Source organism: Pseudooceanicola profundus (assembly GCF_054919315.1).
The window spans coordinates 1,200,179-1,213,273 of sequence record NZ_CM142898.1; the positions used below are offsets into that span (position 1 = coordinate 1,200,179).

Annotated in this window: 12 protein-coding genes, 1 tRNA gene and 1 pseudogene; 4 read left to right on the forward strand and 10 right to left on the reverse strand. The window is 66.4% G+C overall.

Annotated elements, in window-relative coordinates:
- Nucleotides 1-14 precede the first annotated feature (14 nt).
- The 5 genes from ACX9MO_RS05485 to ACX9MO_RS05505 all read right to left on the reverse strand — a co-directional run bounded on the left by ACX9MO_RS05485 (nucleotide 15) and on the right by ACX9MO_RS05505 (nucleotide 5,393).
- Entirely contained in the window at nucleotides 15-371 is a 357-nt protein-coding gene (locus ACX9MO_RS05485) for a potassium channel family protein (protein WP_222491510.1), read from the reverse strand.
- 184 nt (nucleotides 372-555) lie between these two features.
- Nucleotides 556-1,386: a hypothetical protein gene (locus ACX9MO_RS05490; RefSeq protein WP_462213811.1), complete on the reverse strand. Its 831-nt coding sequence runs from the start codon at nucleotides 1,384-1,386 to the stop codon at nucleotides 556-558.
- 160 nt (nucleotides 1,387-1,546) lie between these two features.
- Nucleotides 1,547-2,911 (reverse strand): serine hydrolase domain-containing protein, encoded by a 1,365-nt coding sequence (locus tag ACX9MO_RS05495; protein WP_222491507.1) that lies wholly within the window; start codon nucleotides 2,909-2,911, stop codon nucleotides 1,547-1,549.
- Between the two features lie 268 nt (nucleotides 2,912-3,179).
- Complete coding sequence (locus ACX9MO_RS05500) at nucleotides 3,180-4,853, reverse strand: amidohydrolase family protein (RefSeq protein ID WP_462213812.1); 1,674 nt, start codon at nucleotides 4,851-4,853, stop codon at nucleotides 3,180-3,182.
- A 177-nt stretch (nucleotides 4,854-5,030) separates the two neighbouring features.
- On the reverse strand, nucleotides 5,031-5,393 hold the full coding sequence (locus ACX9MO_RS05505) for a membrane dipeptidase (RefSeq protein ID WP_462214424.1): 363 nt from the start codon (nucleotides 5,391-5,393) through the stop codon (nucleotides 5,031-5,033).
- Here ACX9MO_RS05505 and ACX9MO_RS05510 point away from each other — a divergent pair.
- The 3 genes and pseudogenes from ACX9MO_RS05510 (at nucleotide 5,286) to ACX9MO_RS05520 (ending at nucleotide 6,888) form a co-directional block, all read left to right on the forward strand.
- The gene (locus ACX9MO_RS05510; RefSeq protein WP_462213813.1) at nucleotides 5,286-5,636 is read left to right on the forward strand and encodes a hypothetical protein; all 351 of its coding nucleotides are present in this window, start codon (nucleotides 5,286-5,288) and stop codon (nucleotides 5,634-5,636) included. The two genes, ACX9MO_RS05505 and ACX9MO_RS05510, sit on opposite strands and share 108 nt — an antisense overlap.
- 107 nt (nucleotides 5,637-5,743) lie before the next feature.
- Nucleotides 5,744-5,806: pseudogene (locus ACX9MO_RS05515) on the forward strand (hypothetical protein); the annotation flags it as partial.
- A gap of 62 nt (nucleotides 5,807-5,868) precedes the next feature.
- Nucleotides 5,869-6,888 (forward strand): tyrosine-type recombinase/integrase, encoded by a 1,020-nt coding sequence (locus ACX9MO_RS05520; RefSeq protein WP_462213814.1) that lies wholly within the window; start codon nucleotides 5,869-5,871, stop codon nucleotides 6,886-6,888.
- A 157-nt stretch (nucleotides 6,889-7,045) separates the two neighbouring features.
- Here ACX9MO_RS05520 and ACX9MO_RS05525 read toward each other — a convergent pair.
- The 4 genes from ACX9MO_RS05525 to ACX9MO_RS05540 all read right to left on the reverse strand — a co-directional run bounded on the left by ACX9MO_RS05525 (nucleotide 7,046) and on the right by ACX9MO_RS05540 (nucleotide 10,614).
- A tRNA-Pro gene (locus ACX9MO_RS05525) sits at nucleotides 7,046-7,122 on the reverse strand.
- Nucleotides 7,123-7,168: 46 nt separating this feature from the next.
- A complete protein-coding gene (locus ACX9MO_RS05530; protein ID WP_462213815.1) occupies nucleotides 7,169-8,131 on the reverse strand; it encodes a DMT family transporter in 963 nt (320 codons plus the stop codon).
- Nucleotides 8,132-8,316: 185 nt separating this feature from the next.
- Nucleotides 8,317-9,423, reverse strand: coding sequence for a 3-isopropylmalate dehydrogenase (gene leuB / locus ACX9MO_RS05535; protein ID WP_462213816.1), 1,107 nt, complete (start codon nucleotides 9,421-9,423; stop codon nucleotides 8,317-8,319).
- Between the two features lie 303 nt (nucleotides 9,424-9,726).
- Nucleotides 9,727-10,614 carry a LysR family transcriptional regulator gene (locus ACX9MO_RS05540; RefSeq protein ID WP_462213817.1) on the reverse strand — a complete coding sequence of 296 codons (888 nt, stop codon included), beginning with the start codon at nucleotides 10,612-10,614 and terminating at the stop codon, nucleotides 9,727-9,729.
- Between the two features lie 102 nt (nucleotides 10,615-10,716).
- On the opposite strand from ACX9MO_RS05540, the gene ACX9MO_RS05545 reads away from it, so the two are divergent.
- Nucleotides 10,717-11,616, forward strand: coding sequence for a Rossmann-fold NAD(P)-binding domain-containing protein (locus tag ACX9MO_RS05545; protein ID WP_462213818.1), 900 nt, complete (start codon nucleotides 10,717-10,719; stop codon nucleotides 11,614-11,616).
- Here the strand turns inward: ACX9MO_RS05545 and ACX9MO_RS05550 are convergent.
- Nucleotides 11,582-12,958: an AI-2E family transporter gene (locus ACX9MO_RS05550; protein WP_462213819.1), complete on the reverse strand. Its 1,377-nt coding sequence runs from the start codon at nucleotides 12,956-12,958 to the stop codon at nucleotides 11,582-11,584. The genes ACX9MO_RS05545 and ACX9MO_RS05550 overlap by 35 nt on opposite strands.
- Nucleotides 12,959-13,095 lie beyond the last annotated feature (137 nt).

Below are 13,095 nucleotides of genomic sequence, written 5' to 3' on the forward strand. Positions count from 1 at the left end.
AAGGGCCGTGCCGTTCAGGGCCGGTCCTCGGCCGGGGCCTTCTCCTCCTTCTTTGCCGGCTGGATCAGCGCCCGGGCCAGCTGCGCGAAGAGGGCGACGAAGATGCCGACGCCCACGAAGATGTAGAGAACGGTGAAGAGCTTGCCGGCCTCGGTCTGCGGCGAGAGGTCCCCAAGCCCGACCGTCGAGATCGTGGTGGCGCTGAAGTAGAGCGAGTCCACCCAGCCCCAGCCCTCGACCGAGCGGTAGAAGACGGTGCCCGACAGCAGGATGGCAACGGCCAGCAGCAGCGCCGCGCGAAATTCCGCGATCTTCCAGGAGCGCAGGATCGCCTTGAGAAGACGGTAGGTGGTGAGCAACAGAGAGATCATGGGGCCTGCAATGCTGGGGTCAGGGACGGTCCCGGCGGGGCACGGCGCGCCATGCGGCCACACGGGCGAACACACCGGGGCGATCCTGACACTGTCACCCGTCCGCGCGCGCAGATCCAGTCTTTCGGCCCGCCGTCACGGGATGGGGTCCGAAAGCAGGGGCAGGATGACCGGGCCGTGCCGCTCAGAAGTTCAGGACCTTGTAGCCCACCTGCACCGACCAGTCGGCCGGTCGGTCGCCGCCGATCAGCACGCCGGGCTTGATGAAGACCTGACTGTCGCCGCCGAAGGCCTTGCCGGTCATCATGCCCATGGTGACCGACAGGCTGCCGAAGGTCTTGTCCGCCTCCCAGTCGTGCACCACAGCCGGGTCGACGGTCATGAAGTACTTCGGATTGGGGAGTTTCGGCACATAGTAGAAATCGACCGTCGTGGTGTTCAGCTTGCCTCCGGCGTCATTGCCGCCTTCGAGCCCGAAGGTCTGGACCCAGGCCGGCGCGAAGATCGAGCCGCCCTTGAGGAACCACGCGTAGAAGACCGAGGTCTCCATCGCGAACTGCCCGTAGCCCAGATCGTCCCGCCCGGCAGTGTCGAGGAACAGCTCCACCGTATAGGCCGAGCCGGTCTTCGCGTTCACATGCATGACGTCGATGTAGGTCAGGCTGATGTCACCCAGATCGAGATCGGAATCGAAGACCGAATTCCCGAAGGGCAGCGTGAAGCGGAAGGCCTTGTCCCCGCCGCCGAAGGGCTGGGTATAGAGCAGCTCGGTCATGCCGAAGTCGAGGTCCGAGGTCACCCGGTTGAACTGGTACTGGATGCCCGCCTGCGTCGTCAGCAGGGTCGGGTTGGTCCCGTTGTTGACCTCCTCGAAGTTCTTCTGGGCCTGCGGCAGATAGGTCTCCTCCTGCGCGACGGCGGGCGACGACAGGCCGACAAGCGCGGTCGTCAGGGCAAGGGCCACGGCGGCGGGATGTCGCCGGGGCGCCTTGGGTGGAAAGGCCTTGAAAGCCATACTGGTCACTCCTTGGGTTGTGGCCCGGTCAGCCCCGGGCCTGCGCCTCTGTCTGTGCGCCTTTCGACGCCGTCTCCGGGACTGCACCATCCGCGCGGCCCCCGCATCGGGTGGGCTGCCCCCGGTCACTGGAAAGTTCCCCCGGGACAGCCGCTGCGCATCATTCGCCGTTCAGGTATTTCGCGGCCTGCCGCAGGAAGCCCTGCGCCCGGTCCTCGCCGTAGGGCGGGATGTAGCCGTTGGTGGAGAAGTAGACCCCCACGAAGTCCCGCTCCGGATCGACATAGAGCCCCTGCCCGACGTTGCCGTGCTTGTAGAGCGCGCCATCCTCGAAGACCGCGTCCCACTGCATCGAGTTCGATTTCGGCTCCTCGCCGAACTCGTCGGTCAGACCGGCGAACTTCGACCCGCGGCGGAAGGCCTCGGGGTTGCCCGCGTTCTGCATCCGCTCGAGCGCCGCGTCCGAGACGATGTCCTCATGGGCGGTGGCGGCCCAGCTGGGCGTGAAGATCAGGCCGAAACGGGCAAAGTCTTCCAGCGTGGTGGAGATCAGCCCATGGGTCACGGCAGTGCCGTCCGGCATCAGGTGGAACATGATGTCCTCGCGCGCGCCGACCTTGCCCCAGACCCGTTCCTGGAACAGGTCGGCCCAGGTCTTGTCGTCGAGGTTCTCGGCCAGCAGCACGCTGACCTGCGTCACCGCGGAGGAGTAGCGGAAGACCTCGCCGGGCTCCTCGCCCTCGATCTTCTCGGCTGTCTTCAGGATGTCGAGCCAGTTCTCCATTTCCCCGGTCAGCGGGTTCGGCGATCCGAACTCGGCCGCGAAGAAGCGCACGATGATGGAGGACGGGTCAATGATCGCGTCGAGGGTTTCCTCAAGCGCCAGCCCGGTTTCCATGTTGGCGGCATCGAGAACCGAGATGCCGTCCCAGTTCGTGCCGGCCAGTTCCGGGACGTAGTCGACCACGTCCTTGGACATGTCGAGTTTGCCCTCCTCCTCGAGCAGCGCGAGGATCAGTCCGACAGTCGCCTTGCCCGGCGACATCCAGGCGTGGCGGTCCATCTGGCCCATCCCGGGGTACTGCTCGTAGACGACCTTGCCCTTGTGGATCATCATCATGCCCTGCACCCGGTGGTGGGGGTGCACGATGTACTCCGACAGCGGCATGTCGCCCTCGGACGTGGACCAGACCACCTTCTCGCCGATGCTGTCGTCGATGGCGCGTTCCAGCGGAATGTACTCCGGATGCGGCGAGGAATAGGCCGTGGGGAGCATCTCGCTGAGGTTCTGGTTGTAGTAGAGCGCGTGATCCCCGCCCATCTGGTAGTGGAAGTTCTCGAAGGCGGCCCGGGCATCGCGGGAGAACTGGAGCGACCACGGCTCCTTCGCAGCCTCGACGGGCAGCGTCGTCATGGCGCCCGGCACTTCGAGGTATTTCTGCAGCGGGTTGTCCTGCGCGGCCGCCGGCAGGGCAAAGGCCCCGAGGACGAGCGCCGAGACGACGGGAAGCTTGCGGATAGGCATTGAACAGGTCTCCAATTCGAACCCTTCGCCGCGGCGCCGGACCGCAGCTGACGTGAACCACAAAGGCACCTCGCCCCTGTGTCGGGCCAGGCAGCGACCGGCACGCAGAGCGGCCGATCCTGCCCGTCGATGCGGGGCCCCGGAAAACCGGGACAACCCGCGCAGTATAGCACCGATCCGCAGGCGCAGAGGTCCCGGGTTCCGGCGGGGTGCGCATGCCCCCACCCTGTCCCGATACCCCTGTCCCGCCTGCCTCGGGGCACCGTCTTCATTCGCAGCAGTTGATGATGCGGTGATCGTGCTTCGGCTGGGTGCCGGGCACGCCGCCACCGAAGTCATAGGGCACTTCGTAGAAGGTCTGGGTCCAGGTGCTGACCTCCAGCGGCTCCAGCAGGCTCTCCTGCGGCTCGAAGCGGATCGGCTGCCCCGGGTTCACGTCCTTGAGCACCTCGGAGTCGTCCACCACCACGGTGCCGTTCACGATGACATAGGGGATGCCGGTCGAGGGCAGCGTGCCCTGCTCGTAGGTCGCGTTGTCCGTCACCGTCTCGGGGTTGAAGACCGTGATGTCGGCGATCATGCCTTCCTGCATCCGGCCGCGTTCCTGCATCGCCTTCAGGCCCATCTCGCTGAACGGGCGGGCCGAGTTCCAGCTGGTCTGGGCCACCGATTGCATCAGCGAAATGCCGTTCTCGCGGCCCAGCCGCAGGGCCTTGGCAAAGCTGCCGGCACCGCGCGGGTGGCTGTTGGGCAGGTCCTCGTAGGGCGTGTCCCACGGAATATCCCCGATGATCGGCACGGTGTCCGAGGCGATCGCCACGCCGGGCATCTTCAGCCAGTCGACGATCGCCTCCGGCGGCATCTTGTAGACGAGGACAAGACGGGCGGGTTCCTTGGCGACCATCTCGGCCCGGCTTTCGGCGGTGTACCATTCGCCGGTCAGAACGTCCTGGATCGTGTCCTCGTAGCGATAGCCAAGCTGGTCGACCCAGACCTCCGGCTCAAGGAAGACGGCGTTCAGCGACGTCGAGCCCGCGGCATAGGGGTAAAGCTCGCCCCAGACATTCATCCCGCGCTCGCGCATGCGGGTCAGCAGCTCGTGCACGAGGTTGTAGCCGGGGTTGTTGAAATGGCAGGCGATGGCCGGCACGCCCAGGGCTGCGGCATTCGCCAGCATCTCCTGGATGCCGTTCGACTCCGTCGTGTCGGTGCCCGGCGTGTAGCGGAAGTGGAAGGCAGAGGGGCGGCCATAGTTCCCGGCGGTCTTCTGAAGCTCGAACACCTCGCGCGCACTGGCACCGTCGCGCATGTACCCCAGCGTCGAGCCCATCGCGACCGCACCGGCCGCCAGACCTTCGTCGATGACCCGCAGGATTTCATTGCCCTGCTCGATGTCCGGCCGGGTCAGGGCCCAGCCGGTCTTGTCCGAGCCGCGGTGGTTCAGCGCCTCGGGGCAGTCGATGGTGGTGATCCCGTCCAGCACGTAGGCGCGGGCCATCTCGTGCGAGGAGGAGCAGCCATAGTTGATCTGGGTGGTCCCCTCCCGCATGGCGTACCAGTCGTTGACCAGCGTGCCGAGCGTGCCCATCTCGAGGTCCATCACCGTGGTGCGGCCATCGCGCAGCGCCAGCTTGTGGCCCATCGTGCGGACCCAGTGGAAATGGGTGTCGATGAAGCCTGGGCAGACCACGTGGCCGGTGGCGTCGATCTGGCGGGTGCCCTCCAGCGCGTCGGCGGTGATGGCGGTGATCCGGCCATCCTTCACACCCACGTTCGCGACTTCGTCAAAGCCGGTTTCGGGGTCCATGACCCTACCGTTCAGGATCACAAGGTCAAAGGGGGCCGAGGCCTGGGCCATGGCCCTTCCGGCCAGGCTGGCGGCGGCGACGGTGGCGGTTGCGCCGACATTGAACTCGCGGCGGGAAATAGGAGCGTCAGTCATTGGATCGGTCTCCGGAAAGTGAATGGCTGGTCTATGCCTTGATCGTCAGAGGTTTCGGACGAGGCGGTGAAGATGGCGCCTGCGCGGAGGCAGGGGGCCGGTTGCACCGCCGCGTTTGCAAGGAGGGTCGTCCGCGCCGTCGTCGCGCCGCGGGCTGACCCCGACGTTTCGGGCGCGTTACCGCCAGACCTCCCCGATCACCCGGTACATGTTGCCGCCGAGGAACTTGCTGCAATCCTCGGCCGAGTAGCCGTGCTCGAGCATCTTATCGACGAGGGCTGCCGCGATCTGGTACGGGGCCGGCGTCGGCACGCCCTTGGCCCCCATTTCCGCGCTGTAGCCGCCATCGGGGAAGACCGCCGCGCCCATGGGGGTCTGGATCAGCGAGGCGGTGAAGTTGATGTTGGGGATGTAGTCCGAGCCGAAGCCGACATGATCGATGCCCACCAGTTCGGCCATGTAGTCGATGTGACGGAAGACGGCGTCGGTGGTGAGAATGTCCGGGTTGGACTTGTCGAGGAAGGCCCCGACCAGGTTCAGGCTGCAGACACCGCCACTTTCGTGGATGCACTAGGCGACGACGTCGGCGCTGTGCCGACCACAACATGGAATGACGCCTTCATCTTTGGCGACATCTATTCTGAGGAAGCCCAGCAGGTGCTGACCAGCGAACTGGTGACTGGCTTCTCAGATCGAGCACCAAAAGTCGCGGGTGACAAATGGCTCCAGAAGAAGGTCCGTGTTCGGGATCTACTCGAGGCGCTGACGCGCCAAACGTTATGACCTTAAGGGTGCGGTCGATGCCGAGTAACATCGAAGTCGAATCCCGAGGCATGGGGGGCTTTGCCCCCCAGCCACTTCCAGAACTCATGACGGTGGAGGAAGCCGCCATGAAGATCCATGAGACAGTTCGGCCTAGCACCATACGCGCCGCAATAAGACGCAAAGAGCTGAGGGCGACTAGGATAGGTCGCCGCTTGTACATCGAGCAAGGCGAACTCCAGAGGTACGTATCATGCCACGCAAACGAAAACCGGCACGGCTCTTCCAACGAAAAGACGACGGGGCTTGGGTCATCATCGATGGCGGCAAGCACATCCGGACAGGATTTGGTGAAGGGCTTCGTGAGCAGGCAGAAGAAGCACTAGCCCAGTACATTCGGGAGCGAATGACCAAAGAGATCGTCACGGTCGAACCGCACAAGATCTCGATCGGCGAAATTCTCGTTCGCTACGGCGAAGAGAGAGTGGATGATGTGAAGGACCCAGAACGGCTCCTGAACGCCATAAGTGCTCTGGCCCCTTACTGGGCGGACAAGAGCGTTGCTGACGTCAATGTCGCGACATGCAAGGTCTACACCCGCTGGCGCGGCAAGTCTGAGTGGACGATGCGACGAGAAATGGGAACGCTGAACGCGGCACTAAGGCTAGCCGCTGAACGCCGACGCATTCCATATGCGCCGCCGGTAAAACTGCCCCCCAAAGGCGCCGCAAAGGATCGCTGGTTGAAGGATCATGAGCTTGCCCAGCTCCTGTCCCACTCAGCTCCCCATGTGCAACGCTTTATTCGAATAGCAGTCGCAACGGGCCGCCGAAAAGGCGCCATACTAGGCCTAAGATGGATACCCTCCCTCTCACACGGCTGGGTCGATCTAGACCGTGGCATTATACACTTCTTGGGCAAGGCGGAGGAAGAGTCGAAAAAGAAGAAGGGCTTGGTGCGGATCCCTGAGAAACTCCGGCAAGACATGAAGACATGGGATCAGGACACACCCACTGTGATCAGCTATGAGGGTCATCCTGTCGCTGACATCAAGAAGGCTTTCGCGGCAGCCGCGAGACGTGCAGGCCTAGTGGACGTCACCCCACACACCCTCAAACATACCGCAGTCACGTGGGCCTTCATGGCTGGAATGACGCTGGAGCAAGCTACCGACTATTTCGCCACCTCAAGAGACACCTTGGAGGATGTGTACCGATCTTACAGCCCGCACGCTCAGAAAGAGGCCGCGGCGATCATGGACCGAATCTTATAGATGTTGCGACGAGATTGGCTCCGCTGTCGTGACGCGTCCCGTCTGTCTCCGTGAGAATGAGAACGAACAGCGCACAGAACCGACTGCAAACGTTGCGGATATCATTGCGGCACCGTCACACCCAATAAAAAAGGCGCCCTAGGGCGCCTTGTTTATCTGGTCGGAGTGAGAGGATTCGAACCTCCGACCCCTGCCTCCCGAAGACAGTGCTCTACCAGGCTGAGCTACACTCCGACCGTGGAGGGCGAACTATCCCCTTACGCAGGCATTTGCAAGCCCCTCACGACAGCATTTCGGTGCTTTTCTCACGGCGCAGGAACGGGCCGATCCGAAGCGCCGCCGGCGTGCCCGGACGGGTCCGCGTCCGCAGCACCGGCGTGGTCTTCGAGGTGCCGCCCCGGCTCTCGCGGAACACGATGTAGAGCCCCGAGGCGATGATCACCCCGGCCCCCACCAGCGTCGTGGCCGAGGGCCATTCCCCGAAGATCAGCCAGCCATAGAACAGCGCCCAGAGCATCTGCGAATATTGCATCGGGGCGATCAGCGCCGCCTCGGCCCGGGTGTAGGCCGCGATGATCCCCAGCATCGCAATGAAGGAGCAGAAGGCGATTGCCGCCATGCCGCCGAGGGCCTCGATCGGCATCGGCTTGTAGACGAAGGGCAGGATCGCCCCCATGATCAGGAAGTTCGCCATCATCGGGTAGAGCAGCAGCACGACCGAGCGTTCGTCGCGCCCGATCTTGCGCACCACCACGGAGGAGGTCGCCGAACAGCAGGCAGAAGCCAGCGCCGCCGCGTGCCCGAGGCTGAGCGCCGTCTGACCGGGCTGCACCACGATCCCCACCCCCACGAGGCCCACGGCCACCGCCAGTCCCCGCCGCAGGCGCACCCGCTCGCCGAGGATCGGGATCGCCAGCAGGGTGATCAGCAGGGGCGAGGCGAAGAGAATCGCATAGGTGTCCGCCAGAGGCAGCACCGAGAAGGCATAGAAGGCAAATGCCCCCGCCCCCACGGCCGCCGCGGTGCGCAGCGCCATCCACCACGGGTGGACCGGGCGCAGGTTGCTCTTCTGCGCGTCCCGCATCAGCAGGACGGTCGCCAGCGGGAAGGAGAAGAGGACCGAGAAGAAGACGATCTGGAACGGCGCATAGCTGCCACCCAGAAGTTTCACGATCACGTCCTGCGAGGCGTAGATCGCGAAGGAGCCGAGGGCGAAGAGAATGCCGCTGCCCGTTGTACCCATGTCTGTGCTGTCCCGTTCCGGCTGCTGTCGCGACCGGGGCCTGCCAGCGGCCCCGCTTCGCAGCCCAAGCATCAGCCGAGCCGCGCGCGGGACGCAAGGGGCCATCCGTCCAAGCGGCGGATTTCCCCACGAAAAACGGCGCGGCCCCGGGGGCCGCGCCGCTGTCATCCCCGGGAGGGATGAATTCAGAGGCTCTCGTCGAGGGCCGCGATCACTGCATCGCCCATGTCCGAGGTCGAGGCCGGGGTCACGCCCTCGGCGTTCAGCAGGTCCGCGGTGCGGATGCCCTTGGCCAGCACGGCGTTGACCGCCGCTTCGAGCCGATCCGCCTCGGCGCCGAGGTCGAAGCTGTAGCGCAGCGCCATGGCGAAGCTCAGGATACAGGCGCAGGGGTTGGCCTTGCCCGTGCCCGCGATGTCCGGGGCGGAGCCATGCACCGGCTCGTAGAGCGCCTTGGGACGGCCGTTGGCCATCGGCGCCCCCAGCGAGGCGGAGGGCAGCATGCCCAGCGAGCCGGTCAGCATCGCCGCGAGGTCCGAGAGCAGGTCGCCGAAGAGGTTGTCCGTGACGATCACGTCGAACTGCTTGGGCCAGCGGGTCAGCTGCATCGCGCCGGCGTCGGCGTACATGTGGCTCAGCTCCACGTCCGGGTATTCGGCGTCGTGGATTTCCTGCACCACGTCGCGCCACAGGATGCCCGATTCCATGACGTTGGCCTTCTCCATGGAGCAGACCTTGTTGCCGCGCTTGCGGGCCAGTTCGAAGGCCGAGCGCGCCACGCGGGCGATCTCGCTCTCGGTGTACCGCTGCGTGTTGATACCCACGCGCTCGTTGCCTTCCTTGATGATACCACGCGGCTCACCGAAGTAGACGCCCGAGGTCAGCTCGCGCACGATCATGATGTCGAGGCCTGAAACCACCTCCTGCTTCAGCGAGGAGAAGTCCGACAGTGCGTCGAAACACTGCGCCGGGCGCAGGTTGGCATAGAGGTCCATCTCCTTGCGCAGGCGCAGCAGGCCACGCTCGGGCTTCACCGAGAAGTCGAGCTTGTCGTACTTCGGCCCGCCCACGGCGCCCAGCAGGACCGCGTCCACCTCCTGCGCCTTCTCCATGGTGGCATCCGACAGCGGCACGCCGTGCACGTCGTAGGCCGCGCCCCCGACCAGGTCCTCGGTCACGTCGAAGCTGATGCCGCGCTTGGTCCCGAACCAGTCGATGATCTTGCGGACCTCGGCCATCACCTCGGGGCCGATACCGTCCCCGGCGAGGATGAGAAGCGAGGGGTTAGACATGGGGCGATCCTCCTGAAATCACGTCCCGCATCGCCTATCCCGAAGGCCACGTTGCGTCAAGAAAGCCGGTCCACGCGCCCCGCCCTCTCCCAACTCCATCCACCCGCCCGTCACACGCCCCCCCATGAGCAGGCACCAGATGTCATCTTTTGCTCCCAAATATCCTCGGGGGTGAATTGCGGGCAAAGCCCGCAAGAGGGGGCAGACAGCCCCCTCGCCCCGCCCGCCGCAGGCGCGAAACCTACCCGCCGCGAACGCCAGCCCACCTGCCGCAGCCTCCCCATCGACCGAAGCCCCCCGCGCTCACACCGTCAACGCCCCCAGCCCCGCCACCAGTCGCGACCAGACCGCGGCCACCCGGGGCACCGGACGGATCGCCTCATGCGCCGCGATCCAGACCGGCAGCGGCGGGATCTCCACCCCGATCTCCAGCTCCTCCACCAGCGGATCGCGCCGCGCCACGCCACATTGCATGAAGCCCACGCCGCAGCCGGCCCGTATCAGCTCCCAGTAGGCAACCTGGCTGTCGCAGCGCAGCGCGAAATCGGTGGCCTGCATCTCCAGTCCCAGCCCGCGCATCGCCCGCAGCATCAGCTCGGACCGGTCGTAGCCCACGAGGTCATGATCCCGCAGGTCCTCGGCCGAAGCGGGCCTTCCGCGCCGCGCCACATAGCGCTTCGCCGCAAAAGCCCCGACCGGCAGATCGCCCAGGTGCTGTACCACGAGGTCGAGCTGCCGGGGTCGGTACATGCGCAGCGCGATATCCGCCTCGCGGAAGAGCAGGTTCCCGGTCGCGTCCGAAGGCACGAGGTCGATGCCGACCTGCGGCAGGTCCTCCCGCATCTGCGCGATCAGCGGTGGCAGCAGGTGATGGGCGATCACCTCGCTCGCGGTGATCCGCACGCGCCCCTGCAACGCGCCGTCCTGACCGGCGGCGGCAAGGCGCATCCGGCCCATGGCCTCGGCCATCTCGCGGGCGGCAGGCAGCAGGCGGCGCCCGGCCTCGCTCAGATCCAACCCACGCGCATGCCGCTCGAAGAGCGCAAGGCCCAGCCGGTCCTCCAGCCGCTTCACCTGCCGCCCCAGCGTCGGCTGGCTCTGCCCGAGGCTGCGCGCCGCCGCCGAGAGCGATCCGCCCTCCGCCACCGCGAGGAAGATCTGTACGAGTGCCCAGTCGAGGTCTTGATCCATGCAATAATGAATACCAGATACCGGATTTCACGCAATTCCGCTTCAGCTACGATGAGCGCATCCTGCCGACGACTCTCCCGCTTCCGACGGAAAGGACATCCAATGCCCCATGCACTCGTCATCGGCGCCTCCGGCAAGTTCGGGCGCCACGCAACCGCCGCGCTGGCCGCGGAGGGCTGGCAGATCACTCGCTTCGACCGCGCCCGCGACGACCTCGCGCAGGCGATGGCAGGCAAGCAGATCGTGGTGATGGCCGCGAACCCGCCCTCCTATCACCTCTGGGCGCGCCAGTTGATGCCGCTGCACGGCGCCGTGGCCCGGGCGGCCCGCGCCGCCGACCTCCCCGTGCTTCTGCCGGGCAATGTCTATGTCTACGGCCCGGACAGCCCGATGCCCTGGGGGCCTGACAGCCCGCAACGGGCCACGAACCCGCTCGGCCAGCTCAGGATCGATCTGGAGCAGATGTACCGCGACACCTGCCGCACGATCGTGCTGACCATGGGCGATTTCCTCGACGAGGCGCCGACCGGCGGCTGGTTCGACCGGATCATCGCGGCCCGGCTCGACCGGGGCGTGCTGCGCTATCCGGGCGCGCTGGACGTGCCCCATGCCTGGGCCTGGCTGAAGGACGCGGGCCGCGCGGCGGCGGGGCTCGCCGCGATCCGCAACGACCTGCCCGCGTTCCAGAAGGTCACGATGCCGGGGTACACGCTGAGCGCCGCGGAGATGGCCACCCTGCTGACCGCGGCCCGGGGCCAGCCCGTCCGCGCCACGCGGATGCCCTGGCTGCCTCTGCGCCTGGCCGCGCCCGCGGTGCCCTTCCTGCGGGGGCTGGTGGAGATGCGCTATCTCTGGTCCCTGCCCCACCGGCTCGATGGCACCACCTTCGACAGGCTCCTTCCGGACTTCGCCCCGACACCGCCGCAGGCGGCCCTCGCCGAGGCGAGCGCGCATGTCCCGGGCGGCCTCACTCCTCGGCCAGCACCTCTTCCCGCCCGCTGAGGAAGTTGCCGATCACGTTCAGCGCCGGAACATGGTCGCAGAGCACCTTGAGGAAGACGAGGAAAGGCACCGCCATCAGCGCCCCGGCCACGCCCCAGAGCCAGGCCCAGAAGATCACCGCGATGAAGACCGCCGCCGCGTTCAGCGACAGGTGGCGGCCGACCAGCCAGGGCGTGATCATCTGGCCCTCGATCGAGGTCAGCACGAGGTAGGCCCCGGGCACCAGAAGCGCCTCGCCGGTGGTGTCGAAGGTCACCAGCGCCACGGCCCCCACGGCGCCTGCGCCGATGATCGCGCCCAGGTAGGGCAGGTAGTTCAGCAGGAAGGCCGCCACGCCCCAGAGATAGGCATAGGGCATCCCCAGCACGTGCAGCGTGCCGCCGATGGCGAGGCCCAGACAGGCGTTGATCACGGTGATCGCACCAAGATAGCGGCTGATCTGGCGTTCGATGTCGTGGGAGATCCGCACCGCGCGCTTCTTGTCCTGCAACCGCGGCAGGCTCTCCACCAGCTTGCGGCGGAACATGTCGCCCGAGCCCAGCAGGAACATCGCGAGGATCATCGCGATCATCAGCGCGGTGCCGGTCCCCGCCAGCGAGGCGACGGCCTTGTTCACGATGGAGGGCGCCTCCATCACCACCTGCCCCGGCTGGTCCTCGCCGCCCGCAAGCGCCTCGATCTCCTCCGAGGCCTCCTTCACGCTCTCCATCTGCTCGGTCAGGCCGGCCAGCTTCATGTTGAGCTCGTAACGAATGCCGGGCATGGCATCGACGAGGTCCGCCGCCGGACCCGACATGAGGTAGAGCCCCAGGGCCATGCCGCCGCCGATGGAGAGGATCAACCCCACGGCCGCCACACCTTCGGGGATGCCCGTGCGGGCGATCCAGCGCACCAGCGGCGCCAGCGTCAGCGCGATGAGGAACCCCAGCACGAGCGGCAGCATCACCACCTTGGCGACATAGATCGACCACAGCGCGAGGATGACCAGAAGGCCCGCCAGCATGTACTCGATCCGGCCAAGCGCCGCGAGACGGTCGGCGGTCGTCTTGCCCGCCGGTGCCGCAGATGCCGAAGGAGGTGTCACGGGCGCCGCGGGCCGCCCTCCCATGCCGCCAGGCCCCTCACCGGGGCCATCGCCGGAACCGTCACCTCCGATGCCGTTATTGCCGCGGCCGGGCGCGGCGGGCGGGCGGCGCATCACCGGGCGGGGCGTGTGGCTCTCGTCCTCGGCCCCCATCTGGCGCGGCATCTGACCGGGGTCGTCGGAGGGGGCGCGTGGCGCCTCATCGGTCGCGGCGGCGCGGCCGGGCGCGGGGGCGTGGCTGTCGGATGGCTGGCCCATCTGTCCTCTCCTCTCGTGATACCCGACCCAACGCCCGGTGCAGTCGCCAGTTCCGGAAACATGAGGTTTTCCTGAAGCTTTCGCGCGTTTCCCTGCAGCCTGACCGCGCAACCCCTCGGCCCGCTTCATCTTTCTGC

Coding starts and splice junctions, on each gene's coding strand:
- ACX9MO_RS05485 (WP_222491510.1), bottom strand. CDS start 371: ATGATCTCTCTGTTGCTCACCACCTACCGTCTTCTCAAGGCGATCCTG.
- ACX9MO_RS05490 (WP_462213811.1), bottom strand. CDS start 1,386: ATGGCTTTCAAGGCCTTTCCACCCAAGGCGCCCCGGCGACATCCCGCC.
- ACX9MO_RS05495 (WP_222491507.1), bottom strand. CDS start 2,911: ATGCCTATCCGCAAGCTTCCCGTCGTCTCGGCGCTCGTCCTCGGGGCC.
- ACX9MO_RS05500 (WP_462213812.1), bottom strand. CDS start 4,853: ATGACTGACGCTCCTATTTCCCGCCGCGAGTTCAATGTCGGCGCAACC.
- ACX9MO_RS05510 (WP_462213813.1), top strand. CDS start 5,286: ATGATCGATGCCCACCAGTTCGGCCATGTAGTCGATGTGACGGAAGAC.
- ACX9MO_RS05520 (WP_462213814.1), top strand. CDS start 5,869: ATGCCACGCAAACGAAAACCGGCACGGCTCTTCCAACGAAAAGACGAC.
- ACX9MO_RS05530 (WP_462213815.1), bottom strand. CDS start 8,131: ATGGGTACAACGGGCAGCGGCATTCTCTTCGCCCTCGGCTCCTTCGCG.
- leuB (WP_462213816.1), bottom strand. CDS start 9,423: ATGTCTAACCCCTCGCTTCTCATCCTCGCCGGGGACGGTATCGGCCCC.
- ACX9MO_RS05540 (WP_462213817.1), bottom strand. CDS start 10,614: ATGGATCAAGACCTCGACTGGGCACTCGTACAGATCTTCCTCGCGGTG.
- ACX9MO_RS05545 (WP_462213818.1), top strand. CDS start 10,717: ATGCCCCATGCACTCGTCATCGGCGCCTCCGGCAAGTTCGGGCGCCAC.
- ACX9MO_RS05550 (WP_462213819.1), bottom strand. CDS start 12,958: ATGGGCCAGCCATCCGACAGCCACGCCCCCGCGCCCGGCCGCGCCGCC.